The sequence below is a fragment of the Paraburkholderia phenoliruptrix genome, from assembly GCF_902859825.1.
Taxonomy (GTDB): domain Bacteria; phylum Pseudomonadota; class Gammaproteobacteria; order Burkholderiales; family Burkholderiaceae; genus Paraburkholderia; species Paraburkholderia phenoliruptrix.
The window spans coordinates 16,694-39,393 of sequence record NZ_CADIKB010000031.1; the positions used below are offsets into that span (position 1 = coordinate 16,694).

Here is a 22,700-nt window from a genome sequence, read left to right on the forward strand (position 1 = left end):
CAATGTCACTGGAGGCCAGATGATCATACCGCGCGAAAGCATGCAGGACGTGCTCGAACGAAGCCGGTTTGCAATTCGATGGGGAGGCGTACTCGGCCTCGTGTGCCACCCCGTCTATTACGTCGTGTGGACTTACATCCTGCCGCAGCCGTACGACAACCTGACGCTGCGCCTGAGTGCGGCGTTGATCTGCATTCCGTTGATCTTCCAGGCGCGCTGGCCGAGGCGCTTCAACCAGTACCTGCTGATCTACTGGCACGTGTGCCTCATCTACGTGCTGCCGTTCGTTTGCACCTTCCTCGCAATCAGAAACGGGTTCTCCACCATGTGGATGATGACCGAGGTCATGATGATCTTCATCATGGCGCTGTGCATCGACAATCCATTCCTGCTGATGGGCTGTATCGGCGCCGGCATGCTGGCGGGGGGGCTGGCGGCGGCAGCCAGCTCGCCGGCTCCGATTGTGCTCAGCACCGCGAACCAGTCGGATCTCGCGGTGCTGCCGGTCGTCGTGTTGTGCAGCATGCTGTTCGCCCACGCCATCAGCAAGGGGCGCATTTTCGTCGAGAAGAACCGGGCGTTGCAGGCGCTCGCCGGCTCCATCGCTCATGAAATGCGTAACCCGCTCAGCCAGCTCAAGCATGTGCTCGATCGCGTCGAAGAAACGCTGCCGGCGCTCACGGAAGCCGGCCGTGTGCCCGCGCTGTCGGGCCCGGGTGCGGCGCTGCTGTACCGGCATCTCGCGCATGGGCAGCTCTCGATCGAGCGCGGCCTGCGCGTGATCGCCATGACGCTCGACGAAGTCAGCGCGAAGCAGATCCGCTCGGATTCCCTCACCTACCTGAGCGCGGCGGCGACCACCCGCAAGGCGCTCGACGAATACGGCTTTGCCGATAAGAAGGAGCGCGGCAAGGTGCGCCTCGTGGTGCTCGAGGATTTCACCTTCAAGGTCGACGAGACCGTCTACCTGTTCACGCTCTTCAACCTGATCAAGAACGCGCTGCATCACATTGCGCCGCTGGCTACGGCAACGCTCACGCTCACCGTGGACCGCCACGCCGTCACCGTGCGCGACACCGGCAGCGGCATTGCGCCGGAGATCCTGCCGCATCTGTTCGAGCCGTTTCGCACGGCCGGCAACTCGGCCGGCACGGGCCTCGGACTCGCCTACTGCCAGCGCGCGATGCGCGCCTTCGGCGGCAGCATCGCGTGCAAGTCGGAGCCGGGCAAGTTCACGCAATTCACGCTGCAGTTTCCCCCTGTCACCGAAAGCGAGGTGGCGGCGCACGAGCGCGCCGTGATGGAGCGCGCCACCGCCGTGCTCAAGGGCAAACGCATTCTTCTCGCCGACGACGACGCCGCTCAGCGCGCCCGCACGCGGCGCAGCCTGTCGAAGGTAGGCGCCGAGGTGGACGAGGCCGAAAACGGCCATGTCGCGCTGACGATGCTGCGCGCCGCGGCCACTTACGACCTCGTGCTGATGGACGTCAACATGCCGGTGCTCGACGGCTACAGCGCCACCGAGCAACTGCGCGCCGGGCGCGATCATCCGAACTGGAACGTGCTCGTCGCCGCGTACACGTCCGAGCCGGGCAATATTGCGCGGATATTGGCGCGGCGCGCCGGCATGGACGACATGATCAGCAAGTCGTGCAGCGTCATCGAACTCTTCGCGTCATTGCAGGCGCTCTTTGAGAACGGCAACCGGCGGCATCTGAATCAGCGCTTCGACGACTTCTCCGGCAAGTCGATTCTCGTCGCCGACGACGACACCTACAGCCGGCTCGTCGCGAAAGCGTATCTGGAGCGCTTCGGTGCGAGCGTCGTCGAAGCGGAGCATGGGCAGGCGGTGCTCGACCGGCTCGACGAAGCGACCGCCATCGACGCCGTCGTGGTCGACATGAACATGCCGGGCATGGGCGGCCTCGAAACGGCGGCAGCGATTCGCGCGCGCCCCGATGCCTACGCGAACGTGCCGATCATCGCGCTGACGAGCCAGTCGGACATCGGCTCGGTGCAGGCCTGCATGAACATCGGCATGAACGAGGTCCTCGTCAAGCCCGTGCAGGTCGGTTCGCTGTACGCGTGCCTCACGAGGCAGTTTGCGCAGCAAGGCGGCGGTGTAGCCAATATCCATGACGCGGGGAGCGAGGCGCGCCGTGCGCCGGCCTTGTCGCGAGCGCCGGGACCCTCGGCTTCGGCCGGACTCGCTGCGTTGGCGGCGCCGGCCGAGGCGCAATGGGCCGACTCGCCCGCTGCCGGGCAAAGCGAGCTGCTCGACCGGCATCAGCTCGGAGAACTGGCCGCGCTCGGCTTCCTCGACGCATCCTTTGCAAGTGGAATCGAGCAGCTTCGCGCGTTGATTGCGCAGCTCCGTGAGCATGCCGCGAAGGGCGATCTGGACGCGGCACACGGTGCGCTGCATCTGCTGCTCGGCGCGAGCGGCAACATCGGCGCAAAGGCGCTGCATCAGTTCACGCGGCACATCTATCCGCGCACGCTGGAAGGTGCGTGGCCTGCGGAACCCGACTGGCTCGAACGGATCGGCGAGCTGGGCGAGCGCTCGGCCGAGGCGCTGCATCGCTATCTGGAGCTCGCGAGCGCGGGGCAAGGCCGGCGCGGACCGCTGGAACCGCCGGAACCGCTGGAACCGACGAAGCAGGCGCCGCAGACAGGAAACGCCGACTCCGCAAGCCCGAGCGGTCTCGCGATGCGCGAGCATTAAAAAGGCGTCGACTCCAGACCCCGCGATCAGGCGGCGTGGCCGTCCGACGCCGCCTCGCGCGCGCCGCCCTGAACGCGGCCTCTGAGTCCGGGAAAGCGCATCGTCACGGTCGTGCCCTCGCCGAGCGTCGATTCGATCCGCAGCCCGCCGCCGAACGACTGCATGATGCGGTTGCAAAAAATCATGCCCATGCCGTGACCGCCGCGTCCCGCGTGCGTGGTCACTGGATCGAGCAGCAAGCGCGCCTTGACCTCGGGCGCGATGCCGGGACCATTGTCGTGCAGGCGAATCTCCGGCTCCGGCTCGCACACCACTTCGACGCGCAGCGAGGGCGACCGGCAGCCCTCCAGCGCGCGCAACGCATTGGACATCAGCGAAGAAAGCACCAGCGCGACGCAATTGGGCATGGCGTGAACGACGAAATCGCCCCGCGCCTCGACGTCGACCCATTCGCGCTGCGCGCCCGCAAACGGATACGAGTCGAGCAAGGTGGCGACAAGACGCGTCGCCTTCACCTCGCGCACCGCACCGCCTGTCGCCGACTGCGGGCCGCCGCTTTTATGCACGGTCGCCCAGAACGACGAGATCAGCGTCAGGCAGTACTGCGCGTTGTTGAGCATGGAGGTGGCTGCGAGACCGATCTCGCGCTGACGCTGCGGGTGGTATTCCTGCGCGACGTCGTTTTCGACCGAACGCGCAAAGAGCGAGATGGCGGCAAGCGGCGTATTGAGCTCGTGGGCAAGAAACGCGAGGGTCTCGTCCATGGCGAGGAGCCGCTGCTGACGCGTTTCCCGCTCGGCGTAGCGCGCCACCGCCTGGCGCAGCACCTCGCGCACTGATTCCACGCGAAGCGGCTTTTCGAGGATGCGGAACAGGTCGCCGGTGTTGAAGGTCTGCAGCAGCATGTCCTTGTCGGCATAGGCGGTCACGAGAATACGCACGATTTGCGGATACGCGTCGCCGACCTCGCGCAGCAGGTGGCCGCCGTCGCGGCCCGGCATGCGAAAGTCGGTGACGAGCACGGCGATGTCCGGCCCCAGCTCGCGCAGCAGCGCCATCGCCTCGTCGGGATCCTGCGCAAGATGCACGCGATAATCGTTGCCCACGGCGCGCGCAAAATGATTGCGCGACATCTCGTCGTCGTCGACGAACAGGATCGAGAACGGCGCCTGGATTGCCGCAGGCGCGGTTGAGGCCGGGGGTGTCGTCGGGGGTCTCGTATCAGTCATCGCATTGGGGGCTCATTCGTTGGCAACCGCCGACAGTCGGTATTCATCGCATTCTACCGTTGCGGCCTCGCGCATCGGTAAAGCCGACTTGCGCTTCGCAAAACAATGAAGTTCCGCCGACCGGATTCAACGCCTGATCGGCAATAATTCCATTACATATTGCAGACGCTTTTGCAAACATCGTCAATACAATTATTACGTCGAGCCGACATTCCCCTTGAATCTCCCATTCAGCACGTTTATTGCTCCAGGATTAACACCCATAACGCCGCCCTGATTCCTGCAGGCGCTTAAAGGTGGGCGTACACTCGCGCTCGATGGCCGTGGCAAGGGTCTGCCGGCACACGGGCATCGCCTGCGGGTCAATGAAAACCACGTGGAGACGAGGAGAACAAACAATGAGCTGGACACGCGAACAGAGAAACGTCACGATCGCCGCCTATCTCGGCTGGACATTGGACGCCTTCGATTTCTTCCTGATGGTGTTCGTATTGAAAGATATTGCGGCGGAATTCAATACGAAAATCCCGGAAGTCGCATTCGGCATTATGCTCACACTGATGATGCGCCCGCTCGGCGCGCTGATTTTCGGCTGGCTCGCGGACCGCTATGGCCGCCGGCCCACGCTGATGGTCAACATCGCTTGCTTCTCGCTGCTCGAATTGCTGTCGGGCTTCTCGCCGAACCTCGCCATCCTGCTCGTGCTGCGCGCGCTTTTCGGCATCGCCATGGGCGGCGAATGGGGCGTGGGCGGCGCGTTGACGATGGAAACCGTGCCGCCCAAATCGCGCGGCATCGTGTCCGGCCTGCTGCAAGCCGGCTATCCGAGCGGCTACCTGCTCGCTTCTGTCGTGTTCGGCGTGTTCTATCAGTACATCGGCTGGCGCGGCATGTTCTTTGTCGGCGTGCTGCCCGCGCTGCTCGTGCTGTACATCCGCGCGCACGTGCCGGAGTCGCCCGCCTTCAAGACGCTGGAGAAACAGGCGCGCCCCGGCCTCGTCGCCACCTTGAAGCAGAACGTCAAGCTCTCGCTCTATGCGATCGTGCTCATGACTGCCTTCAACTTCTTCTCGCACGGATCGCAGGACCTGTACCCCACTTTCCTGCGCGTCCAGCATCACTTCGACGCGCACACGGTGTCGCTCATCACCATTACGCTGAACATCGGCGCGATCTGCGGCGGGCTCTTTTTCGGCATGTTGTCGGAGAAGATCGGACGCAAGCGCGCGATCTTCATATCCGCGCTGATCGCACTGCCGGTGCTGCCGCTGTGGGCTTTTTCGAGCACGCCGGTGCTGCTCGCGGTGGGCGCGTTCCTCATGCAGATCTCGGTGCAGGGCGCGTGGGGCGTGATTCCGGTCCACCTGAACGAGATCTCGCCCGACGAAATTCGCGCGACCTTTCCGGGGCTCGTGTATCAGCTCGGCAATCTGATCGCGTCGGTGAACGGGCCGCTGCAGGCGAGCGCCGCCGAAGCCCACGGCAACAACTATGCGCTTGTGATGGCGGTCGTGATCGGCATCGTCGCGCTCGTGATCTGCGCGCTGATTCCGTTTAGCCGCGAACGCCGCGGCATCGACATGACGCAGTCGGCCGCGCACGTGGGCGAACCTGTGCAAGGCCGCCCCGCCGGACAACAGCTTTAAGCGTTCGTACTCAACAGCTATTTCGCCGCGCGGTTATCGGGCACAATAGACAAAAGGCGGCAAGAACCGCCGCGGCATGAAGCGCGTGCCGCACAGCACATAGCGCGCGCGCGCAGGGCCAAACCGCTTGTTCATTCATACGAGGCCGTTCCGATTCGTCGGAACGGCCTTTTTGTTTCCAGCCTTTTTGTTTCCGCACGCAAGACGTGCGGTTTGCCTTCAGGTCTTCTAGAGGAGTTAATCGACAACCAACCCTTGCGGAGCTTCATCATCCTTCTTATCCTGAAAAAAACGGCTGTTTCAAATTGACATTTGAAGCGCCTGTTTGCGGGCCGGGCGCCCGGCAACTGGAGACGCAACATGGCAGGTCGCACAACGAGCCGGCACGCCGGCGATACCAAGTCACGCATCCTCGACGCCGCTGAGACGCTCTTCATCGATTGCGGATACGAGGCCATGTCGCTGCGCCAGATTACTTCGCGCGCCGAAGTAAATCTGGCGGCGGTCAACTATCACTTCGGCAGCAAGGAATCGCTGATTCACTCGATGCTGTCGCGCCGGCTCGACCGCCTCAACGAGGAGCGCGTGAAGCTGCTCGAGCGCTTCGACCATATGCTCGGCGAGCGGCTCACGTGCGAGCACGTGCTCGGCGCGATGTTCATTCCGGCGCTGCGGCTTTCGCGCGATCCGCGCGTCGGCGGCAAGGCGTTCCTGCGACTGCTGGGCCGCGCCTATACGGATCCGTCGGCATTCATTCGCGACTTTCTGAACGCGCACTATGCGTCGGTGGCCGTGCGTTTTTTCGATGCGTTCCAGCGCGCGCTGCCGCATCTGCCGCGCGAGGAATTGGGCTGGCGTCTGCACTTCGCGATCGGCGCGCTGTCGGGCGTGCTGGCGGGCGCCGACACCGAGAGCCTCATCGCCGAGTTCTCGCAAGGCAAGTCGATGAACGACCTGCAACTGATCGCGCGCCTCGCCTCGCTGATGGTCGCCGCGCTCAAGGCGCCGCTGCCCGATGCGTCGCAACTCGCGATGTTCGCGGCCGTGCTCGGCGACGCGACGGACTCCGATACAGCCGCAGACACGTGCGCCGGTTCCGACGGCGCCGCGCCAAACCGCGAGCACAAGGCGGCCGCTGCAGCCCATGAAGCGCCCGACGAAGCCGGCGGCTCTGGTTTGTCGGCCTGCCCGGCGGATGCGTTTCTTGCGCCGGCCACCTCGGGCACGCGCGCTTCGTCCACGACAGCAGGTTTCGACGGCGAGCCGCACGGCGGTGCGCTCGAAGCCCGTGCCGCGCTGCCGCGGGCGTTGCACGGCGCGACGTAAGCGCGCCGCCCATAGGGGCCGCTCGACAGACTCATAGCGGCAGGCACCGCGCCCATCGACGCAAGCCTGCTCGCACAAGATCAAGAACAACGCGAACCGTCCGCGCGCCGGGCAGGCGTGCGCACGCACCGTGGAATCAGGGAGGAAACCTCATGTCGTGGTTCGTCTTGCTGCTGGTGGTGGGCATGCTGGCGCTCGTGTACGTTCAGGCGCGCGCGCCCGGGTGGCTGGCCTTCATGATCGCGTGGGTCGTGACCGTGCGCGTGAGCGGCGCAGCGGGCGCTGCGGCGACCACACTCTTCGCCATCGTACTGGTGCTGCCCGCGCTCGTGCTCGCCGTGAAGCCGCTGCGGCGCGCGTGGCTCGCGAAGCCGGTGCTCGACGTTTTCCGCAGGATCCTGCCGGAGATGTCGCCGACCGAGCGCGACGCGATCGAAGCCGGCACCGTCTGGTGGGACGCGCAACTGTTCTCCGGCCGCCCTCACTGGGACACGCTGCTCGGCTACGGCCCCGCGACCCTGAGCGCCGAAGAGCAGGCATTCCTCGAGAACGAATGCGAAGAGCTGTGCAATCTCGCGAACGACTGGGAAACCACCATGGTGTGGCAGGACCTGTCGCCGCAAGCATGGCAGTTCGTCAAGGAGCGCGGCTTTCTCGGCATGATCATTCCAAAGCAGTACGGCGGTAAGCAGTTCTCCGCCTACGCGCATTCGCAGGTCATCATGAAGCTCGCCACGCGCTGCTCGGCCGCCGCCGTCTCGGTGATGGTGCCCAATTCGCTCGGCCCCGCGGAACTGCTGATGCATTACGGCACCGACGAGCAGAAGAACCACTATTTGCCGCGTCTTGCGCGCGGCGAGGAAATCCCCTGCTTCGCGCTGACGAGCCCTTACGCGGGTTCGGACGCCGCCGCGATTCCGGACGTCGGCATCGTCTGCAAGGGCCTGTTCGAGGGACGCGAGACGCTCGGCTTTCGCGTGACGTGGGACAAGCGCTACATCACGCTCGGGCCGATCGCGACGGTGCTCGGCCTCGCCTTTCGCGCGCTCGATCCGGACCATCTGCTCGGCGCGAACGACGAACCCGGCATCACCTGCGCACTCATTCCGACCGATCATCCGGGCGTGAACATCGGCCGGCGTCACTGGCCGCTGAACGCCGTGTTCCAGAACGGCCCGAACTCGGGCAAAGACGTCTTTATTCCGCTCGACTGGGTGATCGGCGGACGCGCGCAAGTGGGCAACGGCTGGCGCATGCTGATGGAATGTCTCGCGGCCGGGCGCGCGATCTCGCTGCCGTCGTCGAATGTCGGCATGGCGAAGATCGCCGTGCGCGGCACGGGCGCCTATGCCGCGGTGCGCCGCCAGTTCCGCACGGCCGTCGGCAAGTTCGAAGGCGTGCAGGAAGCGCTCGGCCGCATGGGCGGCAATCTGTATGTGATGGACGCCGCGCGCCGCCTGTCGGCGCACGCGGTCGATCTCGGCGAAAAACCCTCGGTCATTTCGGCAATCGCCAAATATCACATTACCGAGCGCGCCCGCATGGTGATCAACGACGCCATGGACGTCGCCGGCGGCAAAGGCATCTGCATGGGGCCGTCGAACTTTCTGGCGCGCGCGTATCAGCAGGTGCCGATTGCGATCACGGTCGAAGGCGCGAACATTCTTACCCGCTGCCTGATCATCTTCGGCCAGGGTGCGATCCGCTGCCATCCATATGTGCTGAAGGAAATGAGCGCGACACGCGAAGCCGACCGCGCTCAAGCGCTGCGCGATTTCGACGACGCGTTCTTCGGCCACCTCGGCTTTACGCTCTCGAACGTGGTGCGCAGCTTCGTGTACGGCCTGAGCGGCGGTGCCTTCATCGCGACGCCGCGTGCGGCCCATGCGCCGCTGCACCGCTACTATCGCGCCGCGACGCGCATGGCCACGGTGTTCGCGCTGCTCGCGGACGTCTCCATGTTCGTGCTCGGCGGCGATCTGAAACGCCGCGAACGCATCTCGGCGCGTCTTGGCGACGTGCTCTCGCAGCTCTATCTGATTTCGGCGACGCTCAAGCGTTTCGAGGACGAAGGCCGTCAGGAAGACGATCTGCCGCTCGTGCGCTGGGGCGTCGAAGACTCGCTTTATCGCGCGCAACAGGCCCTCGACGGCGTACTCGCGAACTATCCGAATCGCCTCGCCGCGGGGCTGGTGCGCGTGCTCGCCTTCCCGTTCGGTCTGCCGTACCGCGAGCCGTCGGACCGCCTCGGCAGCGAGATCGCGCAGCTGATGCAGACGCCCGGCGCCGCGCGCGACCGGCTCGTCGCCGATTCGTACGTGCCGCACCCGGATGTCGACGCGCTCGGCTATGGCGAGCTCGTCTTCGCGCTCAACCCGCGCGTGACGCAGATCGAGCAGAAGCTTCGCGAAGCGGTCAAGGCGCGGCGCCTCGAACCCATGCCGCAGAGCGCCGTGCAACTCCCCGCATGGGCCGACGCCGCGCTGCAGCAAGGTCTGATCGATGCGGACGAGCGGCGCGTGCTCGACGATTACGCGCGCTACGCCGCGCTCGTCGTGAAAGTCGACGATTTTTCTGCCGACTTCGACCTGCTCGCCCATCTGCAACGCCGTCAGGAGGCGCTCGACAACGCGCTCGAAGCGGCGGAGCTGTGAGTGAAAACGCGAATTCGCCATCGCATGAAAAAAGCTCGCTCCGAAACACGCCGGCGCGCGAAACTGGGTGCACACTGGCCGCAGACTGAGTACACACTGACGGACGTGCAGGCGTATCCGGCGGAGCCACGAACAATATGAACGACGCTTACCTGAACTTCGTCAATTCGCCGTTCGGCGCGCGCCTTGCGCGCTCGCTGGGGCTTCCGAAGCCCGAGGTGCTGCGCCGCTATCGCGCGGATCGCCCCGAGTTCGAGGGGCTCGTTGCAATCGGCGCGGGGCGCGAACCGCGTCTGCTGGACGCGCTCGCGAATCTTGTGGCAAGCATCGGCATGACGAGCGTCGCGCATGCAAGCGCCGGCCTGTGGATGCCGCTCGCGCATCGCCATGGTCTGATGACGGGGCGGTTCGAGCCCGCGGATTCCGGCTCGGCCGCGCGTGTTGCGGCGCTCGTCTTCGACGCGAGCGGTATCGAGGACAGCAGCCAGCTTGAACCGCTGCATGCGTTTTTCCACGACACGCTGCGCTCGCTCGGCAAATGCGGCCGCATTGTCGTGCTCGGCCGGCCGCCGCGAGACTGCGCGAGTCCCCGGCAGTGGACCGCGCAACGCGCGCTCGAAGGCCTCGTGCGTTCGCTCGGCAAGGAGGCGCGGCGCGGCGTGACAGCGAATCTGGTGTATGTCGGCGCGGGTGCCGAGCATAGGATGGAGTCCACGCTGCGCTTTTTCCTGTCGCCGCGCTCGGCCTACGTGTCGGGTCAGGTCGTGCAGATTTCCGCCGACGGTGCCGACGCCGTGGAGTCCGCGCCCTTCGACTGGCACGCGCCGCTCGCGAACCGGCGCGCGGTGGTGACAGGCGCGGCGCGCGGCATCGGCGCGGCGATTGCGGGCGTGCTGGCGGCACAAGGCGCGCACGTGATCGGGGTCGACATTCCGTCTGCGCGCGACGCGCTCGACGCGACCCTGCGCCAGTTGAACGGCACGCCGCTTGCCTTCGACATCGCCGCGCCGGAAGCTCCCGCGCAGATCGCCGCCGCACTCGACGACGAGGGCGTGGACATCGTCGTGCACAACGCCGGCATCACCAAAGACAAGACCATCGCGAAGATGACGGCCGCGGCCTGGCAAAGCGTGCTCGACATCAACCTCTCCGCCCAGGAGCGCATCGACGACGCGTTGCTCGCAGCCGGCATTCTGCGCGACGGCGGACGCATCATCGGCGTGTCGTCGATCAGCGGCATCGCGGGCAATGCCGGCCAGACGAATTACGCGACCTCGAAAGCGGGCGTGATCGGCCGCGTGCAAAGCATGGCGCCGCTGTTGCGCGCGCGCGGCATCACGATCAACGCGGTCGCGCCGGGCTTCATCGAAACGGAGATGACAGCGACAATGCCGTTGACCCTTCGCGAAGCCGGCCGCCGCCTGAATTCGCTCTCCCAGGGCGGCCAGCCGGTCGACGTCGCGCAGACCATCGCGTGGCTCGCGCATCCCGGCTCGGGCGGCATCAGCGGGCAGGTGGTGCGCGTGTGCGGTCAAAGTCTGATCGGAGCCTGAGCATGCAAGAACCCGGTGATCCGTTCGGCGGCAACCACACGTCCGAACTCGCGCGGCGCGACGGAGTGCGGCCGAGGACTGTGGTCGTGGAAACCTTGCCCACACCGGCGCGGCTCTATGCACGCGCGCTGTCGGGCATCGTCAAGCGCGGACGTCCGGCGCAGCTGCCCGCCTTGCGTCTCGTGCGCCCCGCTGTCGCGCTCGATCCCGGGCCGGCGTGGCGCTATGCCCGCGTGTGCGGCTTCATCCCCGAGCACGGCGTGCCGCTCACGTATCCGCATGTGCTCGCGTTTCCGCTGCATCTGCTGATGCTGACGGATCCGGCGTTTCCCTGGCCCGCGGTCGGCCTGCTGCATCTTGCCAATCATGTACATCTGCGCCGGCCGCTCGCCTACAAGGACCTGCTGCGCGTCGAAGTGGAGTTCGGCGCGCTGCTGCGCCACGACAAGGGCCAGGCGTTCCTGCTGCACACGCGCATCTACCGGCGGGGAGAAGCCGTGTGGGACGGCGACAGCGTCTACCTGAAGCGCGGCGTGCCGGCCGGCGGCGGCCCGCTCGATCCGCTGCAGGTGGACACCGCCGCGTTGCAACGCGTCGCGCGCTGGCAACTCGCGCCGCAGCTCGGCCGCGACTACGCGAGCGTTTCCGGCGACTACAACCCGATTCATCTGAGCGCGCTGCCGGCGAAGGCATTCGGCTTTCCGCGAGCGATCGCGCACGGCATGTGGACGCTCGCGCGCGCGGCCTCCTCGTTGCAGCCGCCCAAGCCGCTTGCCGAAGCGACGCTTGCCGCCGAATTCAAGCTGCCGATGCTGCTGCCGGGCGAAGCGTCGCTGTGGAGCGCGTCGTCGTCGCTGATCGAACGCGATATCGAGGTGCGCGACATCGCCGGAGAAAAGCCGCATTTGCGCGCCCGCATGCAATGGAGACTGCAATGACACGCGCCTGCGTGAGACGCGGGCGCGGCAGCCGCGCTCGCCGTGTCGATCCGCCGTGCTGATCCGGCACGCGACACACGCTCAGGAACAAACGATCAGGCACACACGATCAGGAACACGCAATCAGGCAAAAAATGCAAAGGAGCCACGCATGCCTCACCCGCTGCCACCCGTGCGCCGCGTCGCGATTCTCGGCGGCAACCGGATTCCGTTCGCCCGCTCGAACACGGCCTATGCGACCGCGTCGAATCAGGACATGCTGACTTTTACGCTGCAAGGGCTGATCGACCGCTATGAGCTGCACGGCGAACGCCTCGGCGAAGTGGCGGCGGGCGCGGTCATCAAGCATTCGCACGACTTCAATCTGACGCGCGAATCCGTGCTGTCCACCACATTGGCGAAGGAAACACCCGCGTACGATGTGCAACAGGCCTGCGGCACCGGCCTCGAAGCGACGATACTCGTCGCCAACAAGATTGCGTTGGGACAGATCGACGTGGGCATCGCGGGCGGTATGGATACGACATCGGATGCGCCTATCGGCGTGAACGAAAACATGCGCAAGATTCTGCTCGAAGCGAATCGCGGCAGGAGTGCGGGCCAGCGCGTCGGCGCGCTCGCGAAGCTGCGGCCCGGCATGTTCTTCAAGCCGCTGTTGCCGCGCAACGGCGAGCCGCGCACCGGTCTTTCGATGGGCGAGCACTGCGAGCTGATGGCGAAACGCTGGAACATTTCGCGCGAAGCCCAGGACGTGCTCGCCTACGACAGCCACCGCAAGCTCGGCCAAGCGTATGCGCGCGGCTTTCTCAACGATCTGATGACGCCGTACCGCGGCCTCGCGCGCGACAACAATCTGCGCGCCGACCTGACGCTCGACAAGCTCGCCTCGCTCAAGCCCGCCTTCGACCGCGACGCCGGCACGCTGACCGCCGGCAATTCCACGCCGCTCACCGACGGCGCGTCCGCCGTGCTGCTCGCGAGCGAAGACTGGGCCGCGCGCCGCGGCTTGCCGGTGCTCGCGTACCTGAGCTGGTCGGAAACCGCGGCCGTCGACTTCTTCGACAAGAAAGAAGGCCTCTTGATGGCGCCGGCCTACGCGGTGGCGCGCATGCTCGCGCGAGCGGGACTGACGTTGCAGGAATTCGATTTCTACGAGATCCACGAAGCGTTCGCGGCGCAGGTGTTGTGCACGCTCGCTGCCTGGCAGGACGACGAATATTGCCGCACGCAGTTGGGCCTCGACGCCCCGCTCGGCGCGATCGACCGCGCGAAACTCAACGTGAACGGCGGCTCGCTCGCGACGGGCCATCCGTTCGCCGCGACGGGCGCACGCATCGTCGCCGGTCTCGCGAAGCTGCTTGCGCAGCTCGACGCACCGGCGGGCAGCGCGCGCGGACTGATTTCGATTTGCGCGGCGGGCGGCCAGGGCGTGGTGGCGATTCTGGAGCGCTGACCGCCATCCCGCTTGCGCACGCTCAGCCCCTATACGAACACAGGAAGCCCAGGCTTCAGGAGACGACCGATGACCGAGCCCACTCAAGCCCCGCCCTCGCCCGCCGCTGCGAATCAGGCCGGCGCGCGCGCCGACGATCTCGCGCAGACAGCGCACAAAACGCTGCGCGCGCCGAACACCGACGGCATCTGGTACGCGTCGTATCCGGCCGGCGTGCCGCATGAAATCGACGTCGGCCAATACGAGTCGATCGTCCAGTTCTTCGACGAATGCATCGCGCGCTTCCGCGAGCGCGTCGCCTACGTGAGCGTCGGCGAGAGCATGACTTACGGCGAACTCGGCCGCAAGGCGAGCGCGTTCGCTGCGTATTTGCAGAGTATCGGCGTGGCGCCCGGCGAGCGCGTCGCGATCATGCTGCCCAATACGTTCCAGTATCCGGTGTCGCTCTTCGGCGTGCTGAAAGCGGGCGCGGTGGTGGTCAATGTCAATCCGCTTTATACGGTGCGCGAGCTCGCGCATCAGTTGAAGGACAGCGGTGCGCAAACCATCGTCGTGTTCGAGAACTTCGCGAAGACGGTACAGGACGCGCTGCCGGGCACAAAAGTGCAGAACGTGATCGTGACGGGGCTCGGCGACCTGCTCGGCGACGGCCTGAATGTGAAGGGACGTCTGCTGAACTTCATGCTGCGTCACGTGAAGAAGATGGTGCCCGCCTACGATCTGCCGCAAGCGGTGCCGCTCCTGAAGGCGCTTGCCGTCGGTTATACGCGGCCCGTCGCGCCGGTGCGGCTGACGCATCACGACATTGCATTTCTTCAGTACACCGGAGGAACCACGGGCGTCGCGAAAGGTGCCATGCTCACGCATCGCAACATCATCGCGAATCTGCTGCAAGCCAAGGCGTGGTCGGAAGGACAACTAAGTGGTGAGATAGAAACGGTGCTCACGCCGCTGCCGCTCTATCACATCTATTCGCTCACGGTGAATGCGCTCATTTTCATGGGACTCGGCGGGCGCAACATCCTGATCGCGAATCCGCGCGACATGAAGCGCGTGATGATGATCATCCGCCATGAGAAGTTCACCGGCATGACGGCGGTCAACACGCTCTACAACGCGTTTCTGGAAAACGAGGAGTTCTGCAAACGCGATTTCTCCGACCTCAAACTCGCGATGGCGGGCGGCATGGCGACGCAAAGGTCGGTGGCCGAGCGCTTCAAGGCGGTAACCGGCAAACCGATTATCGAAGGCTATGGTTTGACCGAATGCTCGCCGATCGTGTCGATGAATCCCGTCGACATTTCGAACCTGCGCGACTTCGAAGGCTCGATCGGTTTGCCCGCGCCATCCACGCAGGTGCGCTTTCGCAAGGACGACGGCAGTTGGGCCGACATTGGCGAGGCGGGCGAGCTGTGCGTGAAAGGGCCGCAAGTCATGAAAGGCTATTGGAACCGCCCGGACGAAACCGCCAAGGTGATCGACGACGAAGGCTGGCTTGCAACCGGCGACATCGGCGTGATGGATTCGCGCGGCTTCATTCGTCTCATCGACCGCAAGAAGGACATGATTCTCGTGTCGGGCTTCAACGTGTATCCGAACGAGATCGAGGACGTGATCGCGGCGCATCCCGACGTGCGCGAAGTCGCTGCAATCGGTGTGCCCGACGAAGCCCAGGGCGAGCGCGTGAAAGTGTTTGTCGTGAAGCGCAATCCGTCGCTGACCGCCGAGCAGGTGATCGCGCATTGCCGCAAGAACCTGACAGGCTACAAGATTCCGAAAGTGGTCGAATTCCGCGACGAGCTACCGCAAACCAACGTCGGCAAGATTCTGCGCCGCGCGCTGCGCGACGAGGAACTCGCGAAGCAAAAGTCTGCCTGACAGACAAGGCGCTTGCATGGGGTCTTGCGCCACCCCTCGGGAGAATTCGATGACGCATTGGCTGTTCGCACGCCTGTCCCGGTTTCGCTCGGTGCGTCCCGACGCGAAAGCCGCCGCCGGTGCCGCCGCGGGTAGATCCGCGAATCGCGGACGCAGGCTCCGGCCCGACGTGGCGCGGATCGGCGCGCTCATCGCGTGTGCGGCGCTCGGTGTCGCGAGTTCGCCCGTGTTCGCGCAAAACGACGACAAGCCGCCGCCGCTCGAAGCAGCAAGCGCGGTCAAGCCGCCATCCACGCCGGCCTCGCAGGTCGGCAAGCTGACGCTCGATCAGCAGGTGAAATGGCTGCGCGCCGCGCAGCAAAGCGGCGCACTCGAAGCGCTCGACGACGCGCAACTGGTCGCGCTTTTCAAGTCGCTCGATCCGCTCGCGCTGCCGCGCTATATCAAGGAAGGCCCGAACGGCTATGCGTCGTATGAGTTCACGATGTCGCGCGCCGAACGCATTCGCGGCCAGTGGCCCGACAAGCCCGATCACATGCTGGTGCGCGTCGCGCACGACCCGCTGCGCATCTACGCAAAATGGCTGCCGGACGGCGCGCACGCGGGCCAGGAGATCATCTACGACGAGTCCAAACGCACCGACGAAATGTACGGCCACCTCGGCGGCATCATGAACGTCATGCCGCTCTGGACGTCGCTGAACGGCGCCCTTGCCCGCTCGCAGTCGAACCACCAGGTGCGCGATCTCGGCACCGAATATATCGCCCGGCAGTATCTCGAAGAGGGCAAGAAATATATCGAGGCCGGTTTGCCGCGCTCGACGCAGATCGAAGTGAAGACCATCGACGGCGTGCGCGTGCTTGCATTGACCTTCGAGACGCCGACCGGCCAGCCGCAGTTCTACGCGAAGAAGGAAACGCTCGGGCTCGATTTGCGGCACCCGTATTTCCGCACCGTCGAGTCTTACGACAACGAAGGCCGCATCTTCGAGAGGATCGTCTTCGAAACGATTACGCCGAAAACCTTCGACGAATCGACGTTCGACCCGAAAAACAAGGCCTATAAGTTCTAACGCGGGGCCAGCACGAAGCTCACCTGAGCCGACTGTGCGTCCTGTTCGTGGCTGTGCTCAAGCCGATGCGTTGCGCGAGTGGCGAGTTCTTTCAGCACGAAGTAGTCCGACGCGCGCGTGACGCCTATCAGCCACGGCGTCGTGCCGGCATCGGCGGATTCGCTCAGCAGCGGTAGGAGCCTCAGGTGCCACAGCAGGCCGATGTCGCCGCCGGTTTCGAAAACGGGCAGGTTCATCGCCGTGGTGTAGCGGGCGAATGCGGCGCTTGCGGCGCTCGCGGGCAAGCTCGAATCGGCAATCGCGAACGTGCCGCCGCGCGCCGCGGCGTGCGCGAGCCCAGCCCACGGCAAGGCCCACGCCGAGCCCGCCGGGGTGGAAAGCCATGCACTCGTCATCATGAAAGTGCGCCGGTCCATGGTGGTTCTCCGCTGACCTCATGCGTGCCCCGTTGCGCTCACGCGATCGCGCGATCACGTATAACCGCGACGATCGCGCCACGCCGCCGGCCAGATGCCCTGCTTGCCCGGCGCGAGAATACCGTTAGGGTCGAGCGCGTCCTTGATTGTTTCCGAGAGCCGCAGCAACGCGCCGTCGTTGAAACTGTATTGCGCAGCGGCAAAGTCCATGTACGCGAGGTGCGCGCGGTATTCGCCGTAGCCGGCCGCGCGCGCGTCGCTCATCAGCGAGCGCAGCAGCGCGCCCGCCTGCTCGACCTGACCTGCGTCGTCGCGATCGAAAATCGCCGCGAAGATGTGGTGCAGATGACGCACGCCGGCAGTAAAGCCGCCGTAGTAATCGAAGCCATATTCCGCCGCGCGCGCCTTGACCATGAAGTATTGGCGCAGCGCATCGCGCCCGGTTGCGGGACACACCGGCGTGAAATCCACATGGGCGCCCGCGCCGCCGCGCCAGTCGAGCATGCGAAAAGCGCTCATCGCCGGGATGCCGGCAAGATTGCGGTCGCCGCCCGCGACGGGCTCTGCGTCGCCTGAATAGCGTCTGGCGGAAAGCCGCGCGTCCTTCACGCGCGCGAAGGCCCGCTGAACGATCGCATAGCGCGCGTCGATCAGCTCCGGCGTGCCGTACAGCGCGAAATGCAGATTCCAGCGGCCCACGTTCAGCTTGTCGAGCATCGCGGCCACCGCGTTTCCGGGCATCGCGCCCGGACCGTCGTACCACTCGCGGCGCGCCGACAGCCCGGCTGCGCGCCGCAAGCCGCCTTCGATCACCGCCTGATTGCGGATCGTTTCGTCAAGACGCAACGGCCGCAGTATCTCGACGATCGCTTCCAGATCCGTTTCATGGCGAAACTGGATTTCGCCGAGCAGATACGCGGGCGGCGCCGGCATCAGCCACACGCCGAGTTGGGTGACGACGCCGTAGTTGGACTGCATGAACATCGCGTCGAACGACGGTCCGTAGCCCGGCTGGTAGAGCTGCCACGCGGTGCTGGTGTCGATCGCGCCCATGCCGGTGCGCAGCACGTCGCCGTTGGCGAGCACCACTTCCATCCCGCATTGCGTGGCCGCATGATCGCCGTACGGCGTATAGCCGAAGCCGCGCTCGAGCGTATTGCCGACCACGCTGCCCCAGCCCGCCGCCGGCGGATCGACCCACAGCCGGTAGCCGCGCTCCCTCAGATGCGCGTGCAGATCGAAGTAGCTGACGCCCGGCTCGACTAGCGCATAGGCGAGCGTCTCGTTCACTTCGAGGATGCGGTTCATCCGTTGCAGATCCAGCACGACGGAGCCCGTCAGACGGGGCGCCGCGCCGCCGTATGCGAAGTTGCGCCCGGTGGAGACGGTCCACAACGGAATGCGATAGTGATTGGCCACGCGCAGAATGGCGCGAATTTCTTCGACGGATGCGGGCAGCAGCGCGGCACTCGCCGCAAACGCCGCGCGCTCGCCGGGCGCGAACGGGTCGAGATAGGCCGAGCGTCCGGCCGCCGAATCGACCACATGCTGCTCGCCGACGATCGCCCGCCACGCGGCCAGCGCCGCGTCGAACTGCGCGGCGGAAAGCTTCGGCGGCAACTGGCGGCTCAAGGGCGTGTCCTCCGCGGCGTGCGCGGCTCTTCCGGGCGCGTGGCGATTACCACTCTGGCCACTATTCCCACTATTGCCACGCTTCCGGCTTGCCGCCGAGCGCGCTGCACACGTCCACGGCGATCGCGCGCAGCTTGCCTTCCGCGATGGGTCCCGACAATGCATAGCCCATGCCGTCGCTGATCCAGTAGAAGGTGCGCCGGTTGCCGTCGCGCAGCAGCCGGAAGGCGTTCTCGTCGCGCGCCGTGCCCGTCACGTACAGCGTGAGGCGCGCGCCCGCGCGGTTCTCGTACATGAATTGCGCAGCGGGCCCCGCGTCGCCGGGCAATAGCCGCCCACCCACCAGCGAGTAACCGTATTCCTGCAACGACGGCACCGAAAGCGGCCGGTTCAGCCGCCTGGAGAGCCAGTTGATCAGATGCTCTTCCTCGCTCGCCGCCACTTCCACGGGATGCCGCCGCTCCGGCGTGTAGACCGCATACGCAATGTCGGCGCGCTCGGCGAAACTCGGGGCGCGTGCGCCCAGGCCGTTCCATGCGCCGCCGGTCAGGCGCGGCGCGAGCGGGCCGAGCGCGAACGCGAGCCCGGCGCCCAGAGCGAGCCAGCACGCGGCGACTCCGACATGCCGCCACCACGGCGTGCGCGGACGCAGCACGATGACGGCGGGGTCGTCGGCGCTCGGCGATGAGTCGTGGCCAGGAAGCGGCGCGTGGCTCGCGGCAGCGCGCGGCGTATCGGCCTGCGGCGCGCCGCACAACACACGCAGCGCGGCTTTTTGCGCGCGCCAGGCGGCCACCCGCGCGGCGGCTTGCGGATGCTCTGCGAGCAGCGCGGCAATGCGCTCGCGCTCGCCGGGGGACACCTCGTCGTCGACGAACGCCGACAGCGCTCGCAGATCCACCCCGTCGGGCAAGCTGGCATCGTGGTCGTTATTCATCGCGGATTTCTCACTACTTTCAGCGGCGGCTTGCGCGCCGGCCCTTGCCTCGCCCCTTCGCCGGTCCCCTCGGCGGGCCCTTCCAGCAACACGCGCAGATGCTCGCGCGCGCGCGACAGACGCGACATCACCGTGCCCACCGGCACGCCGAGCGCTTTTGACGTCTCCTGATACGTCAGTTCCTCCACGCAGACGAGCAGCAGCACCTCACGCTGCTCGAGCGGCAGGCAATACAGCGCGCGCTGCAGATCGCGCAGCACGAGCCCGTCGACCTCGCGTGGCGGCGCCTCGAGATTGCGCCAGGGGGCGCTTTCTTCGTCGACGGCAATCTCGCGGCGGCCGCGCAATTGATCGATATACAGATGCCGCAGGATGGTGAGCAGCCACGCGCGCAGATTGCTGTTCGGCCGGAACGCCGTCCAGCGCGCGAGCGCGCGCTCCGCCGTGTCCTGCACGAGGTCGTCGGCCCACGCGCGGTCACCCGTCAGCGCCCGCGCATAGCGGCGCAGCTGCGGGAGCCACGCAATCACTTCGGCTTCGAAGCTCACCCGGAGCGCAAACGCTCAGTAGCCGCCGCCGCTGCCGCTGCCGCCGCTCCCGCTGGTGCTGGACGCGCTGCTGTCGGTCGCGGACGTGCAGGCGCTCGTGGCGAGCGAGCCCAGTGCGAGGGTGAACAGCATGAGGATCATGCCGAGAATGCGGGTGGATTTCATGTGAGTCTCCATCTGGGCCAGAGTGGGCGGTTCAACTGTGCGATGCTGTCCCTGTCTTAACGCACGGCCCCGGCGATTTATTCCGACGATGCACCGCGTGAGGCCAGCTTTTTCCGCCATTGGCGTCGGCAAGCGCCTGCTCTGGCCGAAGAAGCCGGCCAATGCCCGGCTGATTTGGTAACTCAACGTTACAGCCCCTAGTTACCAGGTGCTTATGTGAGCGCAAGCCGTTATAGTGGACGCAGTTCGCCCGCCGACGCGTTCTGCCCCCACACAGGGTAGAATCGCGGCGAACCACCGTCTTTCTAACCTGAATTGTCCATGGCTTCCGCAGAATCGCATCCGCAAAACGACTTCATGAACGCTGCGCGCAAAGAACGAAAGCGCGTTGAGATCTACCTCGTCAACGGCATCCGCCTGACAGGGTGCATCGAGTCGTTCGACCAATATCTGGTGATGCTGCGCACGCCCGTCGGCCTGCAGGGCATCTACAAGCGCGCCATCTCGACAATCCAGCTCGACACCGGCACCCGTCCGGCGCCGCGCGCCGGCCGCCCGTCGCATGGCGAACATACTACTCGCGGACCTCACGGTTCGCGCGAGCATCGTGAACCACGTGAACCCCGCGAACCGCGCGAATCGTACGGTGCGCCGTCCGACCGGCCCGCCCCGGAACGCGGCGGTGCGTCGGATGCTCCGGTGGTCGTGACACGCCGCCGGCGTCTGTTCGGCACGGGTGGCGACGGCGGCAACCACGGCAATCACGGCGGCAGCGGCAACGGCGGGCACGAGTAAGCAGCGGGCTCAACATGAAGCCGGGGCGGCGCCGGTCACTCCTGGAGAGGACCGAGCCGCTGCAGAATTTTTTCTACTCTCGCCACCTGCTGTTCCGACAGCTCAAATTTGCACTTGACCGCCAACAGCCGGCGCCGCCAGTAGCCGGCGTCCAGCATCCGCTGCGCCGGCTGCTTCGTTGCCCAATCCAGATGGTCCAACTCTGCCTCCACCACGTGTGAAGCATTGAAACGCTTCGGACGCACGGGTTTCCTGTTCATGGTTTTCGCTGCCTCGTGGTTCGTCGATTGAGTTGGTCGACTGACTGGGTCGACTGCGTTGGTCGACTGAGTTCGCGCCCCTCCCGAAGCTTGTCCTGCCCGCTCGCCGCCGGCGGTCCGATGGACCGGTCCACGCAACCGGCCGTTGATTGTTGTTGACCGCACGGCCTTCCTGCGACACACGGAAAACGAGCCGGCGCGCCCACGTTTGAAGTTTCTGCTGATTTGATGATTGAGCGGCGCGCCCCCGCGAGCGCCCGGGCGCGTCGTTGTCGTCTCGCGTGGCGTGGCGGCGCGTCTTAGGCCGTCCGGCCAATGCCGTTGGCGCAGCGTTTGCGCTATGCTGAATCGTCGAATGTGTCCACTGGGAGCCCGCCATGACGAGCAAGAAGCCCACGGCGCCGCCGTCCGCCGGAAAGCAGACGGAGCGTGCGCTCGACTCTACGGATAGCCGCCTCGACGAGGCGCTAGAAGAAAGCTTCCCCGCGAGCGACCCGATCGCCGTCCATGACGACGACGCGCAAGGCGCGTCGAAACCGCCATCGCAACAGCCGGCGGAAGAAAAGAAGCAGCGCTAGCGCGCGGCGAAAACAGGTGGCGAGCGGCCAGCGCATCGCGCGCACTATGCGTGAGCGCGATGCGGCTGCAAAGATGCGGTGTATCGCTAGCCCGGTCTGGTGGACGTTTTGGGCAACGTCACGCCGGGCTCGCGTGAAGCAGTCGGACTGTCCGGCTCAATGCACGGGCAAGCCGCTTTCCAGCTGCCGTTGCAGTTCGCGCACCTGGCGCTGGGCGGCCCGCAGTTGCTCCTGCGCCGCAGACTTTTGCTGGGCCAGCGCCACGGCCTCGGCACGGGTCTGTTGCTGCTGGTTCGCCACAATGGTCTGCTGCTGGCGGGCGACGTCGAGGTCCGCCTGCAGCCGGTTGGCGCGGCTTTGCGAGAGCGCGATCATGCGCTCCGTGAACGCCTTTTGCGCTTCGAGCTGCGTGCGGCGAATTTCCACGTCCGAGAGCTGCACGGTCTGGCGCACGAAGTCGCGGTAGATCATTTCAGCGCGCGCCGCGTCCTGCGTCTTGATGACGCGCCAGAAGTTCTTCTGCTGGAAGAGCGCCACGTAGTACGTCATCTCCTTGCCGTGGAACAGCAAGCTTGCGCCGTAACTGCCGTTGTACGTGGTGCGCAGCTCGCTCAGGTCGGAGCCCTTGATCATCTGCTGCAATTCCGCGACGTTGCCCGCGGCGGATTGCTTCGCCTCCTCAGGCGTGAGCGCCGAAGTCTGAACCTGCGTCTGCGCCGGCAACGGCGTGGACGGCAACGCGGCTGGGGTACCGGGCTGGGAAACGACGCCGGCGGTTCCGTTGTTCTCAGGCAGGGACTGTGCGCATGCGCCTTGTGCTACCCCCAACGCCATGATCGCGGCAACGGCGATCTGTCGTAGTTTCGACTTGTGGTCCATGTAATTCCTGCTTCGA

General features: G+C 65.8%; 19 protein-coding genes. 11 read left to right on the forward strand and 8 right to left on the reverse strand.

Annotated features, from left to right (window positions below; genetic code table 11):
* The first annotated feature begins 19 nt into the window (after window positions 1–19).
* Window positions 20–2,725, forward strand: coding sequence for an ATP-binding response regulator (locus HV711_RS24510; protein ID WP_035478618.1), 2,706 nt, complete (start codon window positions 20–22; stop codon window positions 2,723–2,725).
* A 26-nt stretch (window positions 2,726–2,751) separates the two neighbouring features.
* On the opposite strand, the gene HV711_RS24515 is transcribed toward HV711_RS24510, so the two are convergent.
* Window positions 2,752–3,954, reverse strand: coding sequence for a hybrid sensor histidine kinase/response regulator (locus tag HV711_RS24515; protein WP_013588099.1), 1,203 nt, complete (start codon window positions 3,952–3,954; stop codon window positions 2,752–2,754).
* Window positions 3,955–4,352: 398 nt separating this feature from the next.
* Between HV711_RS24515 and HV711_RS24520 the strand changes: the two genes are divergently transcribed.
* From HV711_RS24520 to HV711_RS24555, 8 genes are all read left to right on the forward strand, one after another.
* Window positions 4,353–5,600 (forward strand): MFS transporter, encoded by a 1,248-nt coding sequence (locus HV711_RS24520; protein ID WP_013588098.1) that lies wholly within the window; start codon window positions 4,353–4,355, stop codon window positions 5,598–5,600.
* A gap of 360 nt (window positions 5,601–5,960) precedes the next feature.
* Window positions 5,961–6,926 (forward strand): TetR/AcrR family transcriptional regulator, encoded by a 966-nt coding sequence (locus HV711_RS24525; RefSeq protein WP_035478617.1) that lies wholly within the window; start codon window positions 5,961–5,963, stop codon window positions 6,924–6,926.
* A gap of 152 nt (window positions 6,927–7,078) precedes the next feature.
* Window positions 7,079–9,580: an acyl-CoA dehydrogenase gene (locus tag HV711_RS24530; RefSeq protein WP_035478615.1), complete on the forward strand. Its 2,502-nt coding sequence runs from the start codon at window positions 7,079–7,081 to the stop codon at window positions 9,578–9,580.
* A 137-nt stretch (window positions 9,581–9,717) separates the two neighbouring features.
* On the forward strand, window positions 9,718–11,133 hold the full coding sequence (locus HV711_RS24535; RefSeq protein WP_035478614.1) for a 3-oxoacyl-ACP reductase: 1,416 nt from the start codon (window positions 9,718–9,720) through the stop codon (window positions 11,131–11,133).
* A gap of 2 nt (window positions 11,134–11,135) precedes the next feature.
* Window positions 11,136–12,071, forward strand: coding sequence for a MaoC/PaaZ C-terminal domain-containing protein (locus tag HV711_RS24540; protein ID WP_035478612.1), 936 nt, complete (start codon window positions 11,136–11,138; stop codon window positions 12,069–12,071).
* A 151-nt stretch (window positions 12,072–12,222) separates the two neighbouring features.
* Entirely contained in the window at window positions 12,223–13,524 is a 1,302-nt protein-coding gene (locus tag HV711_RS24545; RefSeq protein WP_035478610.1) for an acetyl-CoA C-acetyltransferase, read from the forward strand.
* A gap of 69 nt (window positions 13,525–13,593) precedes the next feature.
* Window positions 13,594–15,402 carry an AMP-binding protein gene (locus HV711_RS24550; protein WP_035478608.1) on the forward strand — a complete coding sequence of 603 codons (1,809 nt, stop codon included), beginning with the start codon at window positions 13,594–13,596 and terminating at the stop codon, window positions 15,400–15,402.
* A gap of 49 nt (window positions 15,403–15,451) precedes the next feature.
* Entirely contained in the window at window positions 15,452–16,474 is a 1,023-nt protein-coding gene (locus HV711_RS24555; RefSeq protein ID WP_013588091.1) for a DUF1571 domain-containing protein, read from the forward strand.
* Here the strand turns inward: HV711_RS24555 and HV711_RS24560 are convergent.
* The 5 genes from HV711_RS24560 to HV711_RS24580 all read right to left on the reverse strand — a co-directional run bounded on the left by HV711_RS24560 (window position 16,471) and on the right by HV711_RS24580 (window position 20,172).
* Window positions 16,471–16,890 (reverse strand): hypothetical protein, encoded by a 420-nt coding sequence (locus HV711_RS24560; protein ID WP_013588090.1) that lies wholly within the window; start codon window positions 16,888–16,890, stop codon window positions 16,471–16,473. The two genes, HV711_RS24555 and HV711_RS24560, sit on opposite strands and share 4 nt — an antisense overlap.
* A gap of 54 nt (window positions 16,891–16,944) precedes the next feature.
* Window positions 16,945–18,522, reverse strand: coding sequence for an FAD-binding oxidoreductase (locus HV711_RS24565; RefSeq protein ID WP_035478605.1), 1,578 nt, complete (start codon window positions 18,520–18,522; stop codon window positions 16,945–16,947).
* Between the two features lie 70 nt (window positions 18,523–18,592).
* Entirely contained in the window at window positions 18,593–19,459 is an 867-nt protein-coding gene (locus HV711_RS24570; RefSeq protein ID WP_035478604.1) for an anti-sigma factor, read from the reverse strand.
* Window positions 19,456–20,007, reverse strand: a complete 552-nt coding sequence (locus HV711_RS24575; RefSeq protein WP_028361104.1) for an RNA polymerase sigma factor — start codon at window positions 20,005–20,007, stop codon at window positions 19,456–19,458. The genes HV711_RS24570 and HV711_RS24575 overlap by 4 nt, the downstream gene beginning before the upstream one ends.
* Before the next feature lie 15 nt (window positions 20,008–20,022).
* Window positions 20,023–20,172, reverse strand: coding sequence for a hypothetical protein (locus tag HV711_RS24580; protein WP_013588086.1), 150 nt, complete (start codon window positions 20,170–20,172; stop codon window positions 20,023–20,025).
* 321 nt (window positions 20,173–20,493) lie between these two features.
* On the opposite strand from HV711_RS24580, the gene hfq reads away from it, so the two are divergent.
* On the forward strand, window positions 20,494–20,967 hold the full coding sequence (hfq, locus tag HV711_RS24585; protein ID WP_013588085.1) for an RNA chaperone Hfq: 474 nt from the start codon (window positions 20,494–20,496) through the stop codon (window positions 20,965–20,967).
* A gap of 35 nt (window positions 20,968–21,002) precedes the next feature.
* Here the strand turns inward: hfq and HV711_RS24590 are convergent, their stop codons facing one another.
* Window positions 21,003–21,227 carry a hypothetical protein gene (locus HV711_RS24590; RefSeq protein WP_013588084.1) on the reverse strand — a complete coding sequence of 75 codons (225 nt, stop codon included), beginning with the start codon at window positions 21,225–21,227 and terminating at the stop codon, window positions 21,003–21,005.
* 377 nt (window positions 21,228–21,604) lie between these two features.
* Here HV711_RS24590 and HV711_RS24595 point away from each other — a divergent pair, with 377 nt between their 5' ends.
* On the forward strand, window positions 21,605–21,805 hold the full coding sequence (locus HV711_RS24595; protein ID WP_035478602.1) for a hypothetical protein: 201 nt from the start codon (window positions 21,605–21,607) through the stop codon (window positions 21,803–21,805).
* A 156-nt stretch (window positions 21,806–21,961) separates the two neighbouring features.
* Here HV711_RS24595 and HV711_RS24600 read toward each other — a convergent pair whose 3' ends face one another.
* Complete coding sequence (locus HV711_RS24600) at window positions 21,962–22,684, reverse strand: DUF2968 domain-containing protein (protein WP_028361103.1); 723 nt, start codon at window positions 22,682–22,684, stop codon at window positions 21,962–21,964.
* Window positions 22,685–22,700 lie beyond the last annotated feature (16 nt).